Raw genomic sequence first — 23,818 nt, forward strand, 5'->3', positions numbered from 1 at the left:
CCCGGCGAGCGGGCGGGGCGGGGCTGCCCGGGGCCCTCAGCGGGTCCCTGCGGACTCCGGTTCCCTGCTCTCCTCGTTCTCTTCGGCGGGTTCGGCCACCGTCTTGTCCTTGCCGGGCAGCAGCAGCGCCACCACCACCGTGCCGACGCCCAGGATCACGGCTCCGATGAGGCTGGTGTGCGCGACCGCGTCGGAGAAGGAGGACCCGACCGCCTCGGCCATCTGCTTGGCCCCGCCGCCGAGCTGCTCGGCCTGCGCCCGGAGCCGCCCGGCCTGCTGGGGGTCGCTCGTGTGCGCGGCCTGCTCGGCGAGCTGCCGGGCCTTGTCACCGATGCCCCGGGCGACTGCGTACCCGGCCCCGACGGAGTCCTGGGCCGTTGAGAGGGAGGACGCCGGGAGCTTGCTGCCGGCCGTCGCGTCCGAGAGGTGGCCGGAGTACGAGGTCGCCAGCAGCGAGCCGAGGATGGCGATGCCCAGCGAACCGCCGAGCTCCAGCGACGTGTCGTTCACCGCGCCGCCGACACCCAGCTTCGACTCGGGGAACGCCCCCATGATCGCGTCCGTGCAGGGCGAGAGCGCCAGTCCGATCGACAGACCGAGGACGATCAGCGGCGCGACGAAGTCGCCGTACGACGCACCGGAGTCGACCCGGGTGAGCAGGGCCAGGGCCGCCGTGCCGCCGACCATGCCGGCCGTGACGGTCCACTTCATGCCGACGCGGGGCGTGAGGAAGCCGGTGAGGGCGGACCCCACGAACACGGCACCCGCCAGCGGAAGCATCCGCAGGCCCGTGTCCAGTGCGTCGTAGCCGAGGACGAACTGGAGGTGCTGCGTCAGGTAGTAGAAGGCGCCGAAGACCGCCAGGAAGAACAGGGCGACGGCGAGATTGGAGCCGGCGAAGCCGCGGTCGGTGAAGCGGCGGACGTCGAGCAGCGGGCGCGGGTGGCGCAGCTCCCAGAGAACGAAGGCGACGAGCCCGGCTCCGGCGACGACCGCGGCGGTGACGGCCTTGACGCCCCAGCCGAAGTGCGGCCCCTCGATGATCATGTAGACCAGTGCGGCGATCCACAGCACCGACAGCAGACCGCCGCCGTAGTCGATGCGACCGCGGTCCGCGGCCTTGGACGGCGGCACGAGGACGAAGGCGCCGGCCAGGGCCAGGACGGCGACGGGGACGTTGATGAGGAACGTCGACGACCAGCCGTGGTCCTCCAGCAGCGCCCCGGCGACCAGCGGTCCGGCGGCGATGGCGAGTCCGGCCGTGGCGGTCCACAGGGTGATGGCCTTGGCGCGTTCGGCCCTGGGGAAGGTCGCGGCGAGCAGCGACAGCGTGGCGGGCATGATCATCGCCGCGCCCGCGCCCATCACGGCCCGGGCGGCGATGACCGTCGTGGAGCTGTCGGCGAGGTAGCCGAAGACGGAGCCGCCCGCGAACACGGCCAGCCCGAGGACGAGCGCGCCCCGGCGGCTGTACTTGTCGCCGATCGCGCCGAGCAGCAGCATCAGCGCGGCGTACGGGACGGTGTAGCCGTCGATCACCCACTGCAGGTCGGCGCTGGACAGACCGAGGTCCTCGGTCATGGCGGGCGCCGCGACGGTGAGGGCGGTGTTGGCCATCACGATGATCAGCAGGCTGAGGCAGAGCACGAGGAGCGCCCACCAGCGGCGCGGATAGGGGTGGTCCATCCTCTCGGCCGGTTCGTTCATGACGAGTCGCATGACAGGGGTCGCCTTCCCAAAGCTCGTAGTTGCACATGGCTGTGCATTTACACAACGCTGTGCAATCTACGCCGTTGCACAGCACTGTGCAACTCAATGAGGGAAGGGGCACAATGACGTCCATGACCACGGGAACCAGCCGCGCCGACGCCAACCGCCGCCGCATCCTCGACGTCGCCCTCTCCGAGCTCCTGCGCGACCCCGACGCGTCCATGGACCAGATCGCACGGGCCGCGGGCGTCGTACGGCGCACCGTGTACGGGCACTTCCCGAGCCGCGAGGCGCTGATCAGCACGCTCGTCGACGAGGCCGTGGAGGCGCTGTCGGCCGCGCACGCGGCGGGCCGCGAGGACGTGCGGGAACCTGCGGAGGCGGTGGCGCGCTCGGTGCTGGCGGTGTGGGAGATCGCCGACCGCTACCGGCTGCTGGTCGCCCTCGCCCAGCGCACGGTCACCATGCAGGGCATCCGGGAGCGGCTCGCCCCGGTCCGGGACGCGAGCATCGGGCTGCTGCAGCGAGGGCTGGACGAGAACGTCTTCAGTTCGCCGCTGCCGGCTCCGGCCCTGGCGTACGTGCACGAGCAGATGCTGTTCGCCGTGATGGAGGCCGTGAACGACGGGCTGCTGGCAGCACAAGAGGCGGGCCGCTGCGCCGCGGTCACCGTACTGACCGCGGCGGGCGTGCCCGCCTCGAAGGCCACCGAGCTGGTGGCGAAGCTGAACGCGTGAACTTCTCGGTGTGTGGACCGGGCGGCTGAGCGACGGGGGGACACCCAGCCGCCCGGAGTCTGGGGGGCGGCGCGGCCGTCAGGCCTTCGCCAGCTCCTTCTCGCCGCCCTTCTCGGGCACCTCGGCCTCGACGTGGTCGTCGGCCGGGCCACCGTGGCCGTCGTCCAGCAGCGTCTTCTCGTCGAAGGGCAGCTGACCGGCCAGGACCTGGCCCACCCGCTCCTTGTCGATCTCCTTCGTCCAGGTGCCGATCAGCACGGTGGCCACGGCGTTGCCGGCGAAGTTGGTCAGGGCGCGGGCCTCGCTCATGAAGCGGTCGATACCGACGATGAGGCCGATGCCGTCCACCAGGGCCGGCTTGTGCGACTGCAGACCGCCGGCCAGCGTGGCCAGGCCCGCACCGGTGACACCGGCGGCACCCTTGGAGGCGACCAGCAGGAAGAGCAGCAGCGGGATCTGCTCACCGATCGACATCGGCGTACCCATGGCGTCGGCGATGAACAGCGAGGCCATGGTCATGTAGATCATGGTGCCGTCGAGGTTGAACGAGTAGCCGGTCGGGACGGTGATGCCGACCACCGGCTTGCTGACGCCCAGGTGCTCCATCTTCGCGATGAGCCGCGGCAGCGCGGACTCGGAGGAGGACGTGGACAGGATCAGCAGGAACTCCCGGCCCAGGTACTTGAACAGCGTGAAGACGTTCAGGCCGGCCACCAGGCGCAGCAGGGCGCCGAGCACGATGAAGACGAACAGGAAACAGGTCACGTAGAAGCCGAGCATCAGCACGGCGAGGCTCTTGAGCGCCTCCAGGCCGGCGGAGCCGGTGACGGCGGCGATGGCGCCGAAGGCACCGATCGGGGCGGCCCACATGACCATGGCGAGGATGCGGAAGACGAGCCGCTGGATGTGCTCGATGCCCCGCAGGATCGGCTGGCCGGCCGAGCCCATGCCCTGCAGCGCGAAGCCCGCGAGGAGGGCGATCAGCAGGGTCTGCAGTACCGACTCGTTGGTGAAGGCCGAGACGATGGTCGTCGGGATGATGCCGAGCAGGAACTCCGTGGTGTCCTTGGCCTCGGAATCGATCTGCGCGTGACCGGCGTCCTTGATCGCGTCGGTCACCGCGAGGCCGGTGCCCGGCTCCAGGATGTTGCCGACGACCAGGCCGATACCCAGCGCGACGAGCGACATCACCATGAAGTAGCCCAGGGCGATACCGCCGACGGCACCGACCTTGGCGGCCTTCCGTACCGAGCCGATGCCCAGCACGATCGTGCAGAAGATGATCGGCGAGATCATCATCTTGATCAGGGCCACGAACCCCGTGCCGATCGGCTTCAGCCCGACAGCGAAGTCCGGAGCGGCCAGGCCCACCGCGATACCGGCGGCGACCGCGATGATCACCGCGATGTAGAGGTAGTGCGTGCGGTCCCGCTTGGGTTTGCGTGCGGCAGGTGCCGTATCGGCTGCGCTGGTCACGGCGGCCCTCCTTGACGACGTCGTCGGCATCACCGGCGTGCGGCTCACGTCCGGGGAGACTCCGGGAAAACTCGGGAAACACCGAGCGGGGCTCCCGGAGATGCGTTATGGGGAATGCCGTGACTATGTCGTCCTCTGTGAGCGCGGTCACCCTTCCGTTCATTTAGTTCACAATCGGCCACGAGGCAGACTGACGACATGCGCCTCACCGTCCCCGGTCCCCGCAGTCTGGCGGGCCAGCTCTTCGCCATGCAGGCCGTGCTGATAGCGGTCGTCGTGGCCGGATACGCGCTGTTCTCCTACGTCAGCGACCGCGGCCAGGCGGAAGAGGCCGCGACCCGGCAGGCCAGGGCGGTGGCGCGGTCCGTCGCGGACTCCCCGTCGGTGCTGGCGGCGACCCGTACCCCGGACCCGACGACCGAGCTCCAGCCGTACGCGCTGAAGGTGATGCGGGACACCGAGGTCGACTTCATCACGATCATGGATCCCCGGGGCATCCGCTGGACGCACCCCGACCCGAAGCAGATCGGCCAGACCTTCCGAGGGCACACCGAGCGGGCCCTGAAGGGCGAGACCTTCACCGAGACCTACACGGGCACGCTCGGCCCGTCGGTCCGCGCGGTCACCCCGATCCAGGACGGCGGCAGGGTGGTCGGCCTGGTCAGCGCGGGGATCCGGGTCGAGCAGATCACCCAGCGGGTCCAGGACCAGCTGACGGCGCTGCTCGGCGTCGCGGTCGGCGCGCTGGTCCTGGGCGCGGTCGGTACCTACGTCATCAACGCACGGCTGCGCCGCCACACCCACGGCATGAACGCGACCGAGCTGAGCCGGATGCACGACTACCATCAGGCCGCCCTGCACGCCGTGCGCGAGGGGCTGCTGATGCTGGACGGGCAGTACCGTGTGGCGCTGATCAACGACGGAGGCCGTGAGTTGCTCGGCGTGGCCGGGGACGTGGTGGGCAGGTCGGTGGCGGAGCTGGGGCTGCCGGCCCCGCTGACGGGCGCCCTGCTGGCCTCGGAGCCGCGGGTGGACGAGGTGCATCTCACGGCGTCCCGGGTCCTGGTGATCAACACCTCGCCGGTGTCGGGCGGTGAGCGGCGCGGTACCGTCGTCACCCTCCGCGATGTCACCGAACTCCAGTCGCTGATGGGCGAGCTGGACTCCGAGCGGGGCTTCACACAGGCGCTGCGCTCCCAGGCGCACGAGGCGGCGAACCGGCTGCACACGGTGGTCTCGCTGATCGAGCTGGGCCGGGCGGAGGAAGCGGTGGAGTTCGCGACGGCCGAGCTGGAGCTGGCCCAGGCACTGACCGACCAGGTCGTGGCGGCGGTGAGCGAGCCGGTGCTGGCGGCGCTGCTGCTGGGCAAGACGGCCCAGGCGAACGAGCGGGGCGTGGAGCTGATGGTGTCGGAGGACAGCAGTCTCGACGACGGTCTGCTGCCCGAGACCCTGCCGGCGCGGGACCTGGTGACCATCCTCGGCAACCTCATCGACAACGCCGTGGACGCGGCGCAGGGCAGCGCGCGGGCCCGGGTGACGGTGGCGGCGTACACCCGCCACTGCGGCGACTGCCCGGAGCTGGTGCTGCGGGTCTCCGATACGGGGCCGGGCGTGGACCCCGCACACGCCGAGGCGGTCTTCCAGCGCGGCTTCTCGACGAAACCGGCGGGACCGGGCGGCCGGGGCCTCGGGCTGGCGCTGGTCCGGCAGGCGGCCCAGCGGCACGAGGGCTCCCTGACGGTCGCGGAGGCCGACGGGGGCGGCGCGGAGTTCGAGGTACGGCTGCCGCTGCGGGAGCCGGGGACGCCGGCGGGCAGCGTGCCCTCCGGGGCAGCCCCGGTGGCCAGAGGCGCTGGAGGCGACGCATGACGAGCAGCGAGAAGGCCATCCGTGTCCTCGTGGTGGAGGACGACCCGGTCGCCGCCGACGCGCACGTCCTGTACGTGGGGCGGGTGCCCGGGTTCGTGGCCGTGGGCAAGGCGCACACCGGCGCGGAGGCCCGCCGGGCCCTGGAGCGCACCCCGGTGGACCTCCTCCTGCTCGACCTGCACCTGCCGGACGTGCACGGACTGCACCTGGCCCGGTCCCTCAGGGCGGCCGGTCATCACGCGGACGTGATAGCGGTGACGTCCGCCCGCGACCTGGCCGTCGTCCGCGAGGGCGTCTCCCTCGGGGTCGTGCAGTACGTCCTCAAGCCGTTCACCTTCGCGACCCTGCGCGACCGCCTCGTGCGCTACGCCGAGTTCCACGCGGCGGTCGGCGAGGCGAGCGGCCAGGACGAGGTGGACCGCGCGCTCGCCGCCCTGCGCGCGCCGGGCCCGGCCGCACTGCCCAAGGGACTGAGCGCGCCGACGCTGGAGCGGGTGACGGTGGCCCTGCGCGACAGCACGGAGGGCCTGACGGCCGCGGGTGTCGCGGAGACCGTGGGCATCTCCCGCATCACGGCCCGCCGTTACCTGGAGCACCTGGTCGACGCGGGCCGCGCCGCGCGCCGCCCGCAGTACGGCACGGTGGGACGGCCGGAGCTGCAGTACCGCTGGGTCACGGGCCAGTGACGGTTCACCGGCCGCCGCCGTCCGGGCCGTCACCGCACCAGACACGGCCGCTTCGGGTCGAACCGCCAGTCCGGGACCAGGTACCGCATGGCCGTGGCATCGTCCCGGGCCCCCAGCGCCTTCTCCCGGTACAGCTCGTGCGCGGCCAGCAGCCGGTCCATGTCGAGTTCGACGCCCAGCCCCGGCCCGGCCGGCACGGCGATCTCCCCGTCCACGATCCTGGGCGGCCGGACCGTCAGCCGCTCCAGCCCCTCCTGCCAGATCCAGTGCGTGTCCAGCGCGTTGTACTCGCCCGGGGCGGCCGCCCCGCAGTGGGTCACCATCGCCAGTGAGATGTCGAAGTGGTTGTTGGAGTGGCACCCCCAGGTCAGCCCCATCGCATGGCAGAGCTGCGCGACCCGCACCGATCCCTGCATCGTCCAGAAATGCGGATCGGCCAGCGGGATGGACACCGACTGCAGAGCCAGGGCGTGGGCCAGCTGTCGCCAGTCCGTGGCGATCATGTTGGTCGCGGTGGGCAGCCCCGTGGCCCGCCGGAACTCCGCGAGCACCTCCCGCCCCGAGTAACCGCCCTCCGCCCCGCACGGATCCTCGGCGTAGGCGAGCGTCCCCACCAGCGGCCGGCACAACTCCACGGCCTCCCGCAGCGACCACGCCCCGTTCGGGTCGAGAGTGATCCGGGCCTCGGGAAAGCGCCGCTTCAGCGCCCGCACGGCCGCGACCTCCTCGCTCCCCTCGCGTACGCCCCCCTTGAGCTTGAAGTCCCGGAACCCGTACAGGTCGTAGGCCGCTTCGGCCTGCCGTACGATCGCCTCCGCCGACAGCGCCTCCTCGTGTCGCACCCGGTACCACTCCACCGGGGAGCCGGGCTCGCGCACATACTCCAGGTCGGTCCGGTCCGGGTCGCCCACGTAGAACAGATAGCCCAGCACCCGCACCGAGTCCCGCTGCTGCCCGTCCCCCAACAGCGCCGCCACGGGCACGTCGAGGTGCTGCCCCAGCAGGTCGAGCAGCGCCGACTCGACCGCGGTGACCGTGTGCACCGTCGTCCGCAGGTCGAACGTCTGCGCACCTCGACCGCCCGCGTCCCGGTGGGCGAACCGCTCACCGATCTCGCGCAGCACCCGCTTGTAGTCGCCCACCTTCGCGCCGACCACGAGGGACTCCGCGTCCCGCAGCGTCCGCGTGATCCTCTCGCCGCCGGGCACCTCCCCCAGCCCGGTCCGTCCCTCCGAGTCGGTGAGCACGACGACGTTGCGGGTGAAGTACGGCCCGTGCGCGCCGGACAGGTTCAGCTCCATGCTGTCCCGTCCGGCGACGGGATGGACGGCGAACGATGTGACGACCGGCTGCCGGCCGGTGCTTGCGATGCTCATGGATCGCCCTTTCACGAAAAACCGGTTCGGACTCGGAACGACACGGACTCGGAACGACACGGACTCGGAACGTCACGGACTCAGAACGTCGAGCACCCACTCGGCCACCAGCACCCCGCCCAGCCCGAGCACGGCGAGCACCGTCGTGTAGGACGTGCGCACCTTGATCGCCTCGATGACCGACAGGTTGAAGTACTCCTTGAACAGCCAGAACCCGGGGTCGTTCACGTGCGAGAACGCGATGGAGCCACAGGCGACGGCCAGCACCATCACCTCCGGGTGGACGCCGCTCCCCGCGAGCAGCGGCAGGGCCACCCCGGAGGCCGTGACGACGGCGACCGTGGCCGAGCCCAGCGCGATGCGCAGGATGACGGCGACGAGCCAGGCGAGGACGATCGGGGAGACGGACCAGCCGTCCGTGGTGTCCTTGATGTACTCGGAGATCCCGCCCTCGACCAGGACGTTCTTGAACGCCCCGCCGGCGCCGATCACCAGCAGGATCATCGCCATCGCCTGGGCCGCCGACGTACAGGACGCCCCGACGTCGCTCAGGCTGCGCCCGATGCGCGGCCCGAACGCCCACACGGCCAGACACAGCGTCAGCAGCAGCGCGATCGGCGCCGACCCGATGAACGCGACGACGTGCAGCAGGGGACTCTCCCCCGACGTGGCCATCTCGGTCACCGCGGCGGCCACGATCAGCATCACCGGGAACAGCGCCACGAACAGCGACCAGCCGAGCCCGGGCATCTCCTCGTCGCCGAACTCGCGGTCGCTGACCAGGCCCTCGGGGATGGACGGCGTCAGCCGCGCGACGAACGGAAGCCGGGGCCAGGTGAGGGCGACGAGCACGCCTGCGGGGACGGCCACGAACAGACCGTAGAACAGGGTCAGTCCGGCGGAGGCATGGAAGGTCGCGGCGACGGCGGTGGGGCCGGGGTGCGGAGGCAGGAAGCTGTGCATGGTGGACAGGGCGATGGACATCGGCAGGCCGACCCACAGCAGCTTCGCCCCGGTGACCCTGACCAGGGTGAACGCGACGGGCACGATGATGATGAACGCGACCTCGTAGAACATGGTCACGCCGATGAGCATGGCCGTGACCACCATGGCCACCTGGACCCAGCGCGGGCCGAAGGCGTCGAGGAGACGGCCGGCTATGCGCTGGGCGGCGCCCGAGTCCCCCATCACGCGGCCGACCATGGCGCCGAGCCCGATGGTCAGCATGGTGTCGCCGACCTGGTCGCCGATGCCCTCGGAGAGGACGTCCGGGATGGTCGCCACGGGGATGCCCCGCACCAGCGCCACTCCCACGGCCACGAGCAATAGGGCCGCGAAGCCGTTCAGTCTCAGCCTGGTCATGAGCAGGAGCAGGATCACGACGCTGAGTCCGACGACGAGCAGAGGCAAGGCAGTTCCCCTTTGAACCGGTGTCCCATCCCTGGTGACGCATCCCGACGCAGCCGTCTCCGTATGCGAATGACGTCCACGTATGGAGATGGAGGCTAAGTGGGTGAACGGATCAGGGTCAATGGGTCGGACGATCACACCTCGACAGGTGCGCCGCACACGGGAGCGCCCGGCGAGACCTGCCCGCCGGGCGCTCAAGTGATCACCCCCCTAAATACGGGGGGACAGCCCGCCCGAGGGTTCAGCCCGCGACGAACCGGACGACCCTCCCCCGGATCTCCGCCCGGTCGTACGGGTTGCCGGAGTCGTGGCGCGACAGCGATACGTAAGGATTGCGCCGCCGGTTCTCCTCCTTCACCGGCCCTCCGAGGTGTCGACCACGGCGCACTCCCCTTCGATGTCCGCCCACAGGGGCGACACCCGAGGCGCCCCGTCCGCCCCCGCCCTCGCCGGGCGCCGGAAGTCCGGCATGGGGAAACGCTCGCGCATATGACCGTTGAGCTTGCCGTTCGCGTGGGTCATCGCCTTTCCGGGCCCGTGCTCATCGAGTCCGGCGCCCTCCTCGCCGCACCCGCTCCCCCGTAACGGCACGATTTACCCCCCGTTCGACCCCGCCGGTAGCCGTAGCTTCCTACGATCCGTGATCCTGGCCGAACAGACCGTAGTCATCCCCCGCGGGCGGCCCTAGCTTGTGGGCCGTGCGCCGACCTTCAGCCCGACCTGACCGCCCGTTCCCGCCTCCCCCCGCGCCGATCGCCCCCACGCCCCGGCCGTTCGACGCCCCCGCCGCCCGCCGACTGCGCGCGGCCCTCGGGATGGCACCCGAGCACGTCGCCCACGGCATGCGCGTCTCGTACGGGCATCCGCACGTCACCCCGGACCAGGTGAGGGAATGGGAGCGCGGGATTGCCGCCCCGACCGACTCCGAACTCACCGCGCTCGCGGGCGTGCTGTGGTGCTCGCCCTCCGAACTGATCAGCAGACCGCGCACCCTGCGCGAACACCGCATCGCCCGCTGCCTCGCCCCGGAGGACGTGGCCCGGGCCGTGGGGCACGACCTCCACGCGTACCTGCGCATGGAGGAGACCGGCGGCTGGCGCGGCACGGAACGCCAGGCCGCCGCCCTGGCCGATCTGCTCGGACTCGCGCTGCCCGACCTCGTGACCGTCACGGGCCGCGACGCCCGGCTGGGCGATCTGCTGCGCAGCGCCGCGACCACCCGCTGGCAGGCCTACGTCCGCCCGGTGGCCAAACTCGTGCCCCTGAACCGGCGGTTCCTGGAGGGCGCCCTGCGGGGCCTGCACGAGGACTACCAGGGCCACATGGCCGCCACCCTGAGCTGGGGCGGCGGCAGCGGTGACGCGGGCGGCGCCGGCCGGGACTTCCTCGACCGGATCGTGGAGCACTTCTGGACGAAGCTCCAGGGCGACACGGACCCGGAGGCCGGCCAGTAGCACGGCCACCGGGGGACTTCGCCCCCGAAGCCGCCTGCTAGAAGACCGACTCGGCCTCGTCCATCCGGTCCTTGGGGACCGTCTTCAGCTCGGTCACGGCCTCCGCGAGCGGGACCATCACGATGTCCGTCCCGCGCAGGGCGGTCATCCGGCCGAACCGGCCCTGGTGCGCCGCCTCCACCGCGTGCCAGCCGAACCGCGTGGCGAGCACCCGGTCGTAGGCGGTCGGCACACCCCCGCGCTGGACGTGGCCGAGGATGACCGGCTTGGCCTCCTTGCCGAGGCGCCGCTCCAGCTCGTGCGCGAGCGCGGTGCCGATGCCCTGGAAGCGCTCGTGGCCGAACTTGTCTATGGCGCCCTTGTTGTAGTCCATGGAGCCCTCGGCGGGGTGGGCGCCCTCGGCGACGCAGACCACCGCGAACTTCTTGCCGCGGGAGAAGCGCTCCTCGACCATCTTCACGAGGTCGGCCGGGTCGAACGGCCGCTCCGGCAGGCAGATCCCGTGCGCACCGGCCGCCATTCCGGACTCCAGGGCGATCCAGCCGGCGTGCCGGCCCATGACCTCCACCACCATCACCCGCTGATGGGACTCGGCCGTGGTCTTCAGCCGGTCCATCGCCTCGGTGGCGACGCCCACCGCGGTGTCGAAGCCGAAGGTGCGGTCCGTGGAGGAGATGTCGTTGTCGATCGTCTTCGGGACGCCCACGACGGGCAGGCCCGCGTCGCTGAGCATGCGCGCGGCCGTCAGCGTGCCCTCGCCGCCGATCGGGATCAGCGCGTCGATGCCGAACTGGTGGATCATGTCGGAGGCGTTCTCGCAGGCCTCCCGGAGCCGGTCGCGCTCCAGCCGGGACGAGCCGAGGATGGTGCCGCCGCGGGCGAGGATGCCGCTGACGGACTCCAGGTCGAGGGAGCGGTAGCGGCCGTCGAGCAGGCCCGCGTACCCGTCCTCGAAACCGATGACCTCGTCCCCGTAGTTGTCGACCGCCCGGTGCACGACCGACCGGATCACGGCGTTCAGGCCGGGGCAGTCGCCGCCTGCGGTGAGAACTCCGATACGCATCGTGCTGTGTCTCCTGCTCGCTGTTGACACCGGTGAGCCACTGCCGATTGTTTCACGCTCCACAGCCCGCTGCGGCACCCCGTCCTGACGGGCGCCTTATCCAGCGGCGGAGGTATTGTCAAGATGGTTCTGCTCACCTCGGTGGGCGATTTTTGTGCCCCGTGGCTGGAAAGCCGTGGGTGTGAGGCCTCCCCCACTCGAGACGAAACGGAGAGCGCGCGTGACCCGCAGCGTGTACGTGACCGGCATCGACCGCGGCGACGGACGCCAGGTCGTCGAACTGGGGGTCATGGAACTCCTCACCCGCCAGGTCGACCGGGTCGGCGTGTTCCGGCCCCTGGTCCACGACGGGCCCGACCGGCTCTTCGAGCTGCTGCGCGCCCGTTACCGGCTCACCCAGGACCCGGCGACCGTCTACGGCATGGACTACCACGAGGCGTCCGCGCTCCAGGCCGAGGCCGGCACGGACGAGCTGGTGTCCACGCTCGTCGACCGCTTCCACCTGGTCGCCCGGGACTACGACGTCGTCCTGGTCCTCGGCACCGACTACGCCGGCACCCAGCTCCCGGACGAGCTGTCGCTCAACGCCCGGCTGGCGAACGAGTTCGGCGCGTCCGTGATCCCCGTCGTCGGCGGCCGCAAGCAGACCGTCGAGTCCGTGCTCGCCGAGACGCGCAACGCCTACCGCGCCTACGACACCCTGGGCTGCGACGTGCTGGCCATGGTCACCAACCGGGTGGCCCGCGAGGACCGTGACGTCATCGCCGGCCAGCTCGACTCCCGGCTGCCCGTGCCCTGTTACGTCCTGCCCGACGAGCCCGCGCTGTCCGCGCCGACCGTCTCGCAGATCGGCCACGCCCTGGGCGCCAAGGTGGTGCTGGGCGACGACTCGGGGCTCGCCCGGGACGTGCTCGGCTTCGTCTTCGGCGGCGCGATGCTGCCGAACTTCCTGAGCGCCCTGACCCCCGGCTGCCTCGTCGTCACCCCGGGCGACCGCTCCGACCTGGTCGTCGGCTCGCTCGCCGCGCACAGCGCCGGCACCCCGCCGATAGCGGGCATGCTGCTCACCCTGGACGAGGTGCCCGGCGACCACATCCTCACCCTCGCCGACCGCCTCGCCCCGGGCACCCCGGTGCTGTCGGTGGCGGGCACCAGCTTCCCGACCGCCGAGCAGCTGTTCTCCCTGGAGGGCAAGCTGAACGCGGCCACCCCGCGCAAGGCCGAGCGGGCCCTCGGCCTGTTCGAGCGGTACGCCGACACCGCCGACCTGGCGCGCCGGGTCTCCGCGCCGAGCAGCGACCGCGTCACGCCGATGATGTTCGAGCACAAGCTGCTGGAGCAGGCCCGCTCCGACCTGCGCCGGGTCGTCCTGCCCGAGGGCACCGAGGAGCGGGTGCTGCACGCCGCCGAGGTGCTGCTGCGCCGGGGCGTGTGCGAGCTGACGCTGCTCGGCCCGGTCGACCAGATCCGCAAGAAGGCCGCCGACCTCGGCATCGACCTCGGCGAGTCCCAGCTGATCGACCCGGCGACCTCCGAGCTGCGGGACACCTTCGCCGAGCAGTACGCGGCGCTCCGCGCGCATCGGGGCGTCACCGTGGAGCTGGCCTACGACGTCGTCTCCGATGTGAACTACTTCGGCACGCTGATGGTCCAGGAGGGCCTGGCCGACGGCATGGTGTCGGGCTCGGTGCACTCCACGGCCGCGACCATCCGCCCCGCCTTCGAGATCATCAAGACCAAGCCGGACGCGGACATCGTCTCGTCCGTGTTCTTCATGTGCCTGGCCGACAAGGTCCTCGTCTACGGCGACTGCGCGGTCAACCCGGACCCGGACGCCCGGCAGCTCGCCGACATCGCCATCCAGTCGGCGGCCACGGCCGAGCAGTTCGGTGTGGAACCGCGCATCGCGATGCTGTCGTACTCCACCGGCACCTCCGGCTCCGGCGCCGACGTCGACAAGGTCCGCGAGGCCACCGAGCTGGTCCGCTCCCGCCGCCCCGACCTGAAGATCGAGGGCCCGATCCAGTACGACGCCGCCGTGGAGCCGTCGGTCGCGGCGACCAAGCTGCCCGGATCCGAGGTCGCCGGGCAGGCGAGCGTGCTGATCTTCCCCGACCTGAACACCGGCAACAACACCTACAAGGCCGTGCAGCGCTCGGCCGGCGCGATCGCCGTCGGCCCGGTGCTCCAGGGTCTGCGCAAGCCGGTCAACGACCTGTCCCGGGGCGCCCTGGTCCAGGACATCGTCAACACCGTCGCCATCACGGCGATCCAGGCCCAGTCACCCGCCCCGTCCCCGAGCGAGAAGGCAGCCGCCCAGTGAGCCCCACCCGTGTCCTCGTCCTCAACTCCGGCTCCTCGTCGGTGAAGTACCAGCTGCTCGACATGCGCGACAGCAGCCGGCTGGCGGTGGGCCTGGTCGAGCGCATCGGCGAGCAGACCTCGCGTCTGAAGCACACCCCGGCCGGTGGCGAGAGCCGGGAGCGCGGCGGGGCGATCGCCGACCACGACGCCGCCCTGAAGGCCGTCGCCGAGGAGCTCGCCAAGGACGGCCTCGGCCTGGACTCGCCCGAACTGGCGGCGATAGGGCACCGGGTGGTCCACGGGGGCAAGCACTTCACCGAACCGACCGTCGTCGACGGCGCCGTGCTCGCCGAGATCGAGCGGCTCATCCCGGTGGCTCCGCTGCACAACCCGGCCAACCTCACCGGCATCCGCACGGCCCAGGCCTTGCGGCCCGACCTGCCGCAGGTCGCCGTCTTCGACACCGCGTTCCACACCACGATGCCGGAATCGGCCGCCCGCTACGCCATCGACGTGAAGACGGCCGACGAGCACCGCATCCGCCGCTACGGCTTCCACGGCACCTCCCACGCCTACGTCTCCCGGGCCACCGCCGGGCTGCTGGGCAAGGACCCCGCCGAGACGAACGTCATCGTGCTGCACCTGGGCAACGGGGCGTCCGCCTCGGCCGTACGGGGCGGACGCTGCGTGGACACCTCCATGGGGCTGACGCCTTTGGAGGGGCTCGTGATGGGTACGCGCTCGGGAGACATGGACCCGGCCGTCATCTTCCATTTGATGCGTGTTGGTGGAATGTCCGCCGACGAGATCGACACTCTTCTCAACAAGAAGAGCGGTCTGATCGGTCTGTGCGGCGACAACGACATGCGGGAGATCCGCCGTCGCGTCGACGAGGGCGACGAGCAGGCGGAGCTGGCGTTCGACATCTACATTCACCGTCTGAAGAAGTACATCGGTGCCTATTACGCCGTCCTCGGACGGGTGGACGCGGTCGCCTTCACCGCCGGTGTGGGCGAGAACGCGGCGCCCGTGCGGGCGGCCGCCCTGGCGGGCCTGGAGGAGCTGGGCCTTGCGGTGGACGGCGAGCGCAACGCCGTGCGCGGCGACGAGGCGCGGCTGATCTCGCCCGACGGCGCCCGGGTGGCGGTGGCGGTGGTACCTACTGACGAGGAATTGGAGATCGCGACACAGACCTACGCGCTGGTAATTGGTTCGGGGAATCACACCTGAGCGGCATCCCGCCCTTTTGTATTTTCCGCCAGACGGAATATTCCCTTGCGAAACAAACCGATAGGATCGCCCCCATGCGCCGTTCGAAAATCGTCTGTACTCTCGGCCCCGCGGTCGACTCCCACGATCAGCTTGTCGCGTTGATCGAAGCCGGCATGAACGTGGCCCGCTTCAACTTCAGCCACGGCAGCCACGCCGAGCACCAGGGCCGGTACGACCGGGTCCGTGCCGCCGCCAAGGAGACCGGCCGGGCCATCGGGGTCCTCGCCGACCTCCAGGGCCCGAAGATCCGTCTGGAGACCTTCGCCGAAGGTCCGGTGGAGCTGGTGCGCGGTGACGAGTTCACCATCACCACCGAGGACGTCCCGGGCGACAAGACGATCTGCGGGACGACCTACAAGGGTCTGCCCGGCGACGTCACCAAGGGCGACCAGATCCTCATCAACGACGGCAACGTCGAGTTGAAGGTCACCGAGGTCGAGGGCCACCGGGTGAAGACGATCGTCATCGAGGGCGGCGTCATCTCCGACCACAAGGGCATCAACCTGCCCGGCGCGGCCGTCAACGTGCCCGCCCTGTCCGAGAAGGACGTCGAGGACCTCCGATTCGCCCTCCGCATGGGCTGCGACCTCGTCGCGCTGTCGTTCGTCCGGGACGCCAAAGACGTCGCCGACGTGCACCGCGTGATGGACGAGGAGGGGCGCCGGGTCCCCGTCATCGCCAAGGTGGAGAAGCCGCAGGCGGTGCAGAACATGGAGGACGTCGTGATGGCGTTCGACGGCGTGATGGTCGCCCGCGGTGACCTGGCCGTCGAGTACCCGCTCGAGAAGGTCCCCATGGTGCAGAAGCGCCTGATCGAGCTGTGCCGGCGCAACGCCAAGCCGGTGATCGTGGCGACCCAGATGATGGAGTCGATGATCACCAACTCCCGTCCGACCCGCGCCGAGGCCTCCGACGTGGCCAACGCGATCCTGGACGGCGCCGACGCGGTCATGCTCTCCGCCGAGTCCAGCGTGGGCGCGTACCCGATCGAGACGGTCAAGACGATGTCGAAGATCGTCACCGCGGCCGAGCAGGAGCTGCTCTCCAAGGGCCTGCAGCCGCTCGTCCCGGGCAAGAAGCCGCGCACGCAGGGCGGTTCGGTGGCCCGGGCCGCGTGCGAGATCGCCGACTTCCTCGGCGGCCGGGGCCTGGTGGCCTTCACCCAGTCCGGCGACACGGCCCGCCGTCTGTCCCGCTACCGCGCGCAGCAGCCGATCATCGCCTTCACCACCGACGAGGGCACCCGCAACCAGATGGCGCTGAGCTGGGGCGTGGAGCCGTACGTGGTGCCGTTCGTGAACAGCACCGACGAGATGGTCGACCTGGTGGAGCAGGAGCTGGTCAAGCTCAACCGCTTCAACGACGGCGACATCGTGGTCATCACCGCCGGTTCGCCCCCCGGCGTGCCCGGCACCACCAACATGGTGCGGGTCCACCACCTGGGCGAGGCCAAGGGCTGATCCGCGACGGGCCGTGAAGGCCCGTACACGCCGTCGAGGGCGCCCCCTGGGATCCAGGGGGCGCCCTCGGCGTGTGCGGCTCCCGAACGGGCTCTGAGGGACGCTCAGTCGGTGATGAAGTTGTGCAGTCCCGGCACGTGGAGGGTCCCGCCGAACTGGCCGGCCTGCTGGACCTTCACGTTGGTGAAGTAGATCAGCGGGATGTTCAGCGGCGGCGGGTGCTCCGGGTCGAACGTGATCGGTATCAGCCCGAGCAGGTTGCCCGAGATGCTCTCGGTGTACATCACGGTGTCGCCGTCGCGGATCGTGGACGTCGAGCCCTTGGCCGCCTGCACGTGGTAGGTCTTGCCGGACTGCTTGTCCTTGACGGTCTGGTGCAGGTCGCCGATGTCGGTGCCGCCGGATATGACGTACTTGAGCACCTTCTTGACGGTGCCGTTGGCGGTCCGCACCTCGACGACGCCCTTGTAGTCGGCGCCCTTCAGCGTCAGCGAGCTGGCGTTGAGGAACCACGGGTCGTCGGGCAGCGGCACCTTGTTGTCGACACCGCCCTCGGCGTCGGTGGCGGCCGGGCAGTCGTCGGCGTCCGTGGTGGCGCTCGGGGAGGGGCTGGGTGAGGCGGCGGCCTCCTTCGCCTTCTCCGCAGCGTCCTCGGCGGCCTTCTCGACGGCCTTGGTGGTGTCCTCCACCGTCCTGCCGGTGTCCTTCACCGTGTCGGACGCCTTGCCTGTGGTGTCCTTGACGGTGTCCTCGACCGTGCCGGTGGCCTTCTCCGCCGTGTCCTCGGTACCGGAGGTGTCCTCGGCGGGCTTCTCGGTGCTCTCCGACGCCGAGGCGGACGGAGTCGGGCCGGGGCTCTCCTCGTCCTTGTTCCCACCGTTGAAGATGCCGCCGATGGCGTCGCCGATGTCCTCCAGGACGTTGCCGCCGCTCCCGGAGGGCGAGGGGGACGGCGTGGCCTCCTCCTCGTCGCCGGTGGCGGGCGCGCTCGTGGACGGGGACGGCTTCGGCTCGGGCTTGTCGTCGGAACCTGAATCCGACGAAGAGGACCCGCCGTTGTTCGCCTCCGCACCACCCGAGGGGGACGGCTTCGGGGCGGTGTCGCCCTGCTCGTCCTTCTCGTTCGCCGCGCCGTCGCCCGCCGAGGGGGACGGCGTGGGCGAGGCGGAGTCGTCGGCCTTGGAGTCGTCGGCCTTGCCGGCGTCCTCGAGGGCCGCCACACAGTCCTTGTACTCGTCGGCCGTCAGGCTCTTGGAGGTCGGCGCCGCCGGGTTGGCGCTGTCGGCTATGGCGAGCGTCGACGTGAAGCCCATGCCCATGAGCACCGCCGTCGGCATCGCCGCCATGGCCATCGCCTTGCCGGTCGGCCTGCTGAACCTGGTGAACAGCGGCTTCTTGGGTGCCGCGTGGCGCGGCCCGGTTCTCACAGGGGACGCCTCCACATCAACCCCGTGGGTCACCTCGTCAGCCGGCACTGTGCCTCCCGTTCGCCCCGTTGGCCGGGTTCGTTCCTGAAAGATCGTTCGGCTCGCCCGCCCCGTCCACGGGCTTGAGCACCGTGGTGTCGTGGTCCGTGGCCTCGGGAGTCCCGCCCATGCCCGTGCTGGCCATGGCGGCGGGCTGTCCCGCGGGCCGTGCGCCCGGCGCCCAGGCCACGGCCATCGCCCCGCCCACGAGGGCGAGGAGGAAGCCGATGAGGAAGCCGCCGAGGTTGGACACGGGGATGGACACCAGTGCCAGCAGGATCGCCGCGACTCCCGCGAAGACGCGGACGTGCTTCTGGAACCAGAGGCTGACGCCCAGTACGACGAGCAGCACGCCGATGATCAGGGACCCGGCACCCGCGGTGGTCGCCATCGCCAGCGTCAGGTGGCCGATCTGGAGGTTCGCGTACGGGAAGTAGGCGATGGGCAGTCCACTGAGGAGGACGAACAGCCCGGCCCAGAACGGCCGCTCACCCCGCCAGGCGCGGAACTGCTGCCTCCGGACGGTGAACTGGCCGGTGGCGGCAGGAGTCTCGGCGCTCATGGAAAAACAGCTCCCTGGTACAGCGTTGCTGTGGTGGTGATGTGGGCCCCGCGTGAAGGCGCGGCCGGAAGGTGGACGGGCGGGGGCGCCACCGGCTCCCCCGCCCGTCATCGAGTGCTTAGTAGCACTCCTTGACACCCGTCGACAGCGACATCTTCAGGCCGCTGAGCTTGAAGGTTCCGGCGGTGGTCGCCCACGCCGTCTGCTTCACGTCGGTCAGGGTCGCCCTGTCCGCCTGCTGGGCGAAGCCGTAGGGATTGGTGGTCTCACCCTTCCGCATGGCAGGACCCTTGTTGGCGTCCTTGGCGGCCACACCGATGTCGATGTTCTCGAACGTCGCGTCGGCGCTGAGGTCGGCGACATCGATGTAGAGGTTCTGGGCCTCGACCGGCTTGGCACCCTGACCCGCACGCAGGATCAGGCTGACGTTCCCGAGCACCGGAATGTTCGGGGTGACGACCGACTGGCACAGGTTCTTGATCGTCGCCTGCTTGAACGACGAGACCGCGACCGGGTGCACCGACTTCTTGCCGTCGAGCGTGTACCCCTCGTCGAGGGCGCCGTACTGCGAGAAGCCCTCACCGACGAGCTGGTCGGTCGTGACCTTGAACGACTGGCCGGAGACGCTGAACGACGCGGCGAGAGCGCCCTGCGCGAGGGCGACACCTATCGCAGCCGTGGCGGCGACGCTGGGCACCATGACCACAGCGAACCGCTTCCATCTGGTCCCGCCACGCACCTGGGACTCCATATTTCCTCCTTCTCGGACGTACATCTCCTGCCCCGGCTCGCCCCGATTGGCGGCTCAGCCGGGCAGGGATGGGAGAAGTGCTACGTCCTCGGGAAGGAGAGCGCCTGCACTCGGCGGCGCAACTGCGCCCGAATCACCGGCGATCACCCCCGAGCGACAACCACTGGTCGCGCCTGACACGCATCACGCACAACCCTGCTGGACAGGCTTCACCGGAAGGGCGAAGACCCCCCTGTCCAAGAGCCGGCGCCACTGCCGCCGGCTCTGCTCGGTGGGGACCCAGGTAGTCCCGCGACCCAACCGGCTGCCGGGGTACGGGAATGGACCGAGCGTGGCCGATCGTGGTGCATTCTCGCCGCCCGCACAAGGGGGTTCGTTACTCGCTAGTAACGGCCGGATAACCGAACAACGACCCATCGGTCTCGGACGACGACTCAGGGTGGTGCCGGACGGCGGTACAAAGCTGTTGATCGATGGACAGAATCCGACAGATCAACGCCTGTGACTTACTCCTAGTAACAGCGGCCGCGATTACCAAGTTTTGGTAAAGCGCGGCCGCGGTGACCTGCTGTCGGCAGATTTTTCACGCGGGCACCACATGCCCGCGTGTTTAACGACTGGTCAGAACAGGGCGCGCGCCAGGGCCCTGCGGGCCGCGATCACGCGGGGGTCGTCGGGTCCGACGACCTCGAACAGCTCCAGGAGCCGCATCCGCACGGTGTCCCGGTCGTCACCCACCGTGCGCTGGACGGTCTCGATGAGCCGGCCGAACGCGTCCTCGACATGGCCGCCCACCAGATCCAGGTCGGCCGCGGCGATCTGCGCCTGCACATCGGCCGGCTTGTCGGCCGCGTCCCGGCGCACCTGCTGCGGGTCGACGCCCTGCACTCGCTGGAGCAACTCGGCCTGCGCGAGACCCAGTTTGGCCTCCTCGTTGCCCGGGTCCTCGTTCAGCACGTTCTTGTACGCCTGGACGGCACCGGACAGATCGCCCGAGTCCAGCGCCTGCACCGCGGCTTCGAGGAGCCCGTCGTGCGGACCGGCCGGCCGCTCGGGAGCCGCGGGGGCACCGCCCGGCACGGCCTCGGGGTCGACGGTCAGACCGGTCAGGCCGAAGCGCTGCTCGCCGACCTGCACCAGCTGGTCGAGGGTCTGGCGGATCTGCGCCTCGCCCGCCGCTCCCTGGAAGAGCGGCAGCGCCTGCCCCGCGACGACCGCGAACACCGCGGGGATTCCCTGGATGCCGAACTGCTGCATCAGCATCTGGTTGGCGTCGACGTCGACCTTGGCGAGCAGGAAGCGGCCGTTGTACTCGACGGCCAGCCGCTCCAGGACCGGGCTGAGCTGCTTGCACGGCTCGCACCACTCGGCCCAGAAGTCGATGACGACGGGGACCTCGGCGGAACGCTGCAGGACGTCCCTCTCGAACCCCGCCTCATCGACGTCGATGACGAGATCGGCCGGGGAGATCGCCCCCGTCCCGCCCTCCCGGGCTGCTTGCGCGCGCGCCTGCTCCGCCTTCGCCTTGGCCTCCTGGGCCGCCTTCACCGCGGCGAGGTCGACGACTCCGCTCATGGACATGTTCCGTGGCTGCATGCGTCTATCCTCCCCCGTCCTGCGCGCGTGTGTGAAAAACGGTGTGAAAGCAAGGCCGGTCCGTGCCTTTCGGCGCCGGGTCCCCACCCCACGCCGGGTGTACCGAGGCCCGTGTACGTCCTTCACGGGCTTTCGCTACGAGTCGTAGCGTAATGCCACACGGTACCGCCGGGACACCACCCCCCGGTGATCTCCCTCACGGCGCCCGGCGGGAATGGCCGGTTTATGGTCGACAGATGCAGAGCCGCAGCCCAGCCAGCCGCACCGGGCGTCCGCGGAGCGCCACGGCGGACGCCGCGATCCTGGCCGCGACGCGCGAGGCGCTCGTGGAACTTGGCTGGTCCAAACTCACCCTCGGAGACGTCGCGACGCGCGCCGGGGTTGCAAAGACGACGCTCTACCGTCGCTGGGCGGGCAAGAACGAACTGGTCGTCGACGCGGTCGCGGAACTCTTCGACGAGCTGGAACTCCCGGACCGCGGCTCCCTGGCCGCCGACATCGAGGGCGTGGTCCTGCAGTTCGCCACGATCCTGGCTCTTCCGGAGGCCAGGAGCGGCCTGATGGCGGTGGTGGCGGAGGCCACCCGCGACGAGGCGCTGCGCGAACGCATCCGGGCCTCGGTCGTCGACCGCCAGAAGCGCCTGGTCCTGGAGGGCCGCGCGCGGGCGCAGGTCCGGGGCGAACTCCCCCCGGAGCCGGACCCCGCCGCGGCCGACCGCACGGTGGACCTGATCTTCGACATGGTGGCGGGTGCGGTGGTCCACCGCACCCTGGTGAGCGCGGAACCGGCGGACGAGGAATGGGTCCGCAGCTTCACCAGGGTGCTGCTGCACGGGCTGGGCGGCTAGACCGTCACCTGCGGACGGGGTGCGGACGGCAGAGCCGGGTCAGAAGCCGGCCGGCTCCGTGTACACCCCCCACTCGTCCCGCAGCACTCCGCAGATCTCGCCGAGCGTGGCCTCCGCGCGGACCGCGTCCAGCATCGGCTCGATCATGTTGGCGCCGCTGCGGGCGGCGGCGAGCATGGCGTCGAGCGCGGTGCGCACCGCCGCGTCGTCACGGGCCGCCTTGCGCCCGCCGAGCGCCCGGACCTGCTCGCGCTCCACCTCGTGGCTGACCCGCAGGATCTCCAGGTCCCCGGTCACCGAGCCGTCGTGACAGTTCACGCCGACGACCCTCTTGTCGCCCTTCTCCAGGGCCTGCTGGTACCGGAAGGCCGACTCGGCGATCTCCCCGGTGAACCAGCCGTCCTCGATGCCGCGCAGGATCCCGGAGGTGATCGGGCCGATCGGGTGCTGCCCGTCGGGGTGCGCCCGCAGACCGCGCTCCTTGATCTGGTCGAAGATCTTCTCCGCGTCCGCCTCGATGCGGTCGGTCAGCTGTTCGACGTACCAGGAACCGCCCAGCGGGTCGGCCACGTTGGCGACGCCGGTCTCCTCCATCAGCACCTGCTGGGTGCGCAGCGCGATCTCGGCAGCCTGCTCGCTCGGCAGGGCGAGGGTCTCGTCGAGGGCGTTGGTGTGCAGCGAGTTCGTCCCGCCGAGCACGGCCGCCAGCGCCTCCACGGCCGTCCGTACGACGTTGTTGTACGGCTGCTGAGCAGTGAGGGACACGCCCGCGGTCTGTGTGTGGAACCGCAGCCACTGGGCCTTCTCGGACTTCGCGCCGTAGACGTCCCGCATCCAGCGGGCCCAGATGCGGCGCGCAGCGCGGAACTTGGCGATCTCCTCGAAGAAGTCGACGTGCGCGTCGAAGAAGAAGGACAGGCCGGGGGCGAAGACGTCCACGTCCAGGCCGCGCGACAGGCCCAGCTCGACGTACCCGAACCCGTCGGCGAGCGTGTACGCCAGCTCCTGCGCGGCCGTCGAGCCGGCCTCGCGGATGTGGTAGCCGGAGACGGACAGCGGCTTGTACGCGGGGATGCCGGCCGCGCAGTGCTCCATGAGGTCGCCGATGAGCCGCAGGTGCGGCTCGGGCTGGAAGAGCCACTCCTTCTGGGCGATGTACTCCTTGAAGATGTCCGTCTGGAGCGTGCCGTTCAGGACGGACGGGTCGACGCCCTGCCGTTCGGCGGCGACCAGGTACATGCAGAAGACGGGGACGGCCGGACCGCTGATGGTCATCGACGTCGTGACGTCACCGAGCGGGATGTCCTTGAACAGGACCTCCATGTCGGCCGCCGAGTCGATGGCGACCCCGCAGTGCCCGACCTCACCCAGCGAGCGCGGGTCGTCGGAGTCGCGGCCCATCAGCGTCGGCATGTCGAAGGCGACCGAGAGCCCGCCTCCGCCGTTGCGGAGGATCATCTTGTAGCGCTCGTTGGTCTGCTCGGCGTTGCCGAACCCGGCGAACTGCCGGATGGTCCACGTCCGCCCCCGGTAGCCGGTCGCGTACAGGCCACGGGTGAAGGGGTACTCCCCCGGCCAGCCGATCCGGTCGAACCCCTCGTAGGTGTCACCGGGCCGGGGCCCGTACACCGGCTCCACGGGATCGCCGGAGAGCGTGGTGAAGTCGGCTTCGCGCTTGCGCGCGGCGTCGTACCGGGCCTGCCAGCGGCGGCGGCCCTCGTCGATGGCGTCAGCGTCCATACCCTCGAATTTACTTGGACGTCCTAGTAAATGTC

The 23,818-nt window shown here is 70.5% G+C and carries 19 protein-coding genes; 8 read left to right on the forward strand and 11 right to left on the reverse strand.

Features of this window, described 5'->3' with window-relative positions:
* Positions 1-36: 36 nt before the first annotated feature.
* Positions 37-1,719: a DHA2 family efflux MFS transporter permease subunit gene (locus tag ADK65_RS14505; protein ID WP_053670529.1), complete on the reverse strand. Its 1,683-nt coding sequence runs from the start codon at positions 1,717-1,719 to the stop codon at positions 37-39.
* 113 nt (positions 1,720-1,832) lie between these two features.
* On the opposite strand from ADK65_RS14505, the gene ADK65_RS14510 reads away from it, so the two are divergent.
* The gene (locus tag ADK65_RS14510) at positions 1,833-2,447 is read left to right on the forward strand and encodes a TetR/AcrR family transcriptional regulator (protein WP_053670530.1); all 615 of its coding nucleotides are present in this window, start codon (positions 1,833-1,835) and stop codon (positions 2,445-2,447) included.
* 78 nt (positions 2,448-2,525) lie between these two features.
* Here ADK65_RS14510 and ADK65_RS14515 read toward each other — a convergent pair whose 3' ends face one another.
* On the reverse strand, positions 2,526-3,923 hold the full coding sequence (locus tag ADK65_RS14515) for a cation:dicarboxylate symporter family transporter (RefSeq protein ID WP_053670531.1): 1,398 nt from the start codon (positions 3,921-3,923) through the stop codon (positions 2,526-2,528).
* A gap of 198 nt (positions 3,924-4,121) precedes the next feature.
* Between ADK65_RS14515 and ADK65_RS14520 the strand changes: the two genes are divergently transcribed.
* On the forward strand, positions 4,122-5,795 hold the full coding sequence (locus ADK65_RS14520; RefSeq protein ID WP_053670532.1) for an ATP-binding protein: 1,674 nt from the start codon (positions 4,122-4,124) through the stop codon (positions 5,793-5,795).
* The gene (locus ADK65_RS14525; RefSeq protein WP_053670533.1) at positions 5,792-6,481 is read left to right on the forward strand and encodes a response regulator; all 690 of its coding nucleotides are present in this window, start codon (positions 5,792-5,794) and stop codon (positions 6,479-6,481) included. Before ADK65_RS14520 ends, ADK65_RS14525 begins: the two co-directional genes overlap by 4 nt.
* 29 nt (positions 6,482-6,510) lie before the next feature.
* On the opposite strand, the gene ADK65_RS14530 is transcribed toward ADK65_RS14525, so the two are convergent.
* From ADK65_RS14530 to ADK65_RS39785, 3 genes are all read right to left on the reverse strand, one after another.
* Positions 6,511-7,857, reverse strand: a complete 1,347-nt coding sequence (locus tag ADK65_RS14530) for an enolase C-terminal domain-like protein (RefSeq protein WP_053670534.1) — start codon at positions 7,855-7,857, stop codon at positions 6,511-6,513.
* Between the two features lie 72 nt (positions 7,858-7,929).
* Positions 7,930-9,267: a gluconate:H+ symporter gene (locus ADK65_RS14535; protein WP_053670535.1), complete on the reverse strand. Its 1,338-nt coding sequence runs from the start codon at positions 9,265-9,267 to the stop codon at positions 7,930-7,932.
* A 354-nt stretch (positions 9,268-9,621) separates the two neighbouring features.
* A complete protein-coding gene (locus ADK65_RS39785; RefSeq protein WP_199825637.1) occupies positions 9,622-9,789 on the reverse strand; it encodes a hypothetical protein in 168 nt (55 codons plus the stop codon).
* A 167-nt stretch (positions 9,790-9,956) separates the two neighbouring features.
* Here ADK65_RS39785 and ADK65_RS14540 point away from each other — a divergent pair, with 167 nt between their 5' ends.
* On the forward strand, positions 9,957-10,721 hold the full coding sequence (locus tag ADK65_RS14540; RefSeq protein WP_420709029.1) for a helix-turn-helix domain-containing protein: 765 nt from the start codon (positions 9,957-9,959) through the stop codon (positions 10,719-10,721).
* Positions 10,722-10,758: 37 nt separating this feature from the next.
* Here the strand turns inward: ADK65_RS14540 and ADK65_RS14545 are convergent, their stop codons facing one another.
* On the reverse strand, positions 10,759-11,784 hold the full coding sequence (locus ADK65_RS14545; protein ID WP_053670536.1) for an ATP-dependent 6-phosphofructokinase: 1,026 nt from the start codon (positions 11,782-11,784) through the stop codon (positions 10,759-10,761).
* A gap of 220 nt (positions 11,785-12,004) precedes the next feature.
* Here ADK65_RS14545 and pta point away from each other — a divergent pair, with 220 nt between their 5' ends.
* From pta to pyk, 3 genes are all read left to right on the forward strand, one after another.
* Complete coding sequence (gene pta, locus ADK65_RS14550; RefSeq protein WP_053670537.1) at positions 12,005-14,107, forward strand: phosphate acetyltransferase; 2,103 nt, start codon at positions 12,005-12,007, stop codon at positions 14,105-14,107.
* Positions 14,104-15,318: an acetate kinase gene (locus tag ADK65_RS14555; RefSeq protein ID WP_053670538.1), complete on the forward strand. Its 1,215-nt coding sequence runs from the start codon at positions 14,104-14,106 to the stop codon at positions 15,316-15,318. The genes pta and ADK65_RS14555 overlap by 4 nt, the downstream gene beginning before the upstream one ends.
* 74 nt (positions 15,319-15,392) lie before the next feature.
* The gene (gene pyk, locus ADK65_RS14560; RefSeq protein ID WP_053670539.1) at positions 15,393-16,820 is read left to right on the forward strand and encodes a pyruvate kinase; all 1,428 of its coding nucleotides are present in this window, start codon (positions 15,393-15,395) and stop codon (positions 16,818-16,820) included.
* 104 nt (positions 16,821-16,924) lie between these two features.
* Here pyk and ADK65_RS14565 read toward each other — a convergent pair whose 3' ends face one another.
* The 4 genes from ADK65_RS14565 to ADK65_RS14580 all read right to left on the reverse strand — a co-directional run bounded on the left by ADK65_RS14565 (position 16,925) and on the right by ADK65_RS14580 (position 21,195).
* Positions 16,925-18,295 carry a hypothetical protein gene (locus ADK65_RS14565; RefSeq protein ID WP_053670540.1) on the reverse strand — a complete coding sequence of 457 codons (1,371 nt, stop codon included), beginning with the start codon at positions 18,293-18,295 and terminating at the stop codon, positions 16,925-16,927.
* Complete coding sequence (locus ADK65_RS14570) at positions 18,285-18,848, reverse strand: DUF6114 domain-containing protein (protein ID WP_053670541.1); 564 nt, start codon at positions 18,846-18,848, stop codon at positions 18,285-18,287. The genes ADK65_RS14565 and ADK65_RS14570 overlap by 11 nt, the downstream gene beginning before the upstream one ends.
* A 118-nt stretch (positions 18,849-18,966) precedes the next feature.
* Positions 18,967-19,599 carry a DUF6230 family protein gene (locus ADK65_RS14575; protein ID WP_053670542.1) on the reverse strand — a complete coding sequence of 211 codons (633 nt, stop codon included), beginning with the start codon at positions 19,597-19,599 and terminating at the stop codon, positions 18,967-18,969.
* 621 nt (positions 19,600-20,220) lie between these two features.
* Positions 20,221-21,195: a tetratricopeptide repeat protein gene (locus tag ADK65_RS14580; RefSeq protein WP_053670543.1), complete on the reverse strand. Its 975-nt coding sequence runs from the start codon at positions 21,193-21,195 to the stop codon at positions 20,221-20,223.
* Between the two features lie 236 nt (positions 21,196-21,431).
* Between ADK65_RS14580 and ADK65_RS14585 the strand changes: the two genes are divergently transcribed.
* A complete protein-coding gene (locus tag ADK65_RS14585) occupies positions 21,432-22,043 on the forward strand; it encodes a TetR/AcrR family transcriptional regulator (RefSeq protein ID WP_053670544.1) in 612 nt (203 codons plus the stop codon).
* Positions 22,044-22,082: 39 nt separating this feature from the next.
* Here ADK65_RS14585 and ADK65_RS14590 read toward each other — a convergent pair whose 3' ends face one another.
* Positions 22,083-23,783, reverse strand: a complete 1,701-nt coding sequence (locus ADK65_RS14590; RefSeq protein WP_053670545.1) for an acyl-CoA mutase large subunit family protein — start codon at positions 23,781-23,783, stop codon at positions 22,083-22,085.
* Positions 23,784-23,818 lie beyond the last annotated feature (35 nt).

This window comes from Streptomyces sp. NRRL B-1140, assembly GCF_001280065.1.
Lineage (GTDB): Bacteria > Actinomycetota > Actinomycetes > Streptomycetales > Streptomycetaceae > Streptomyces.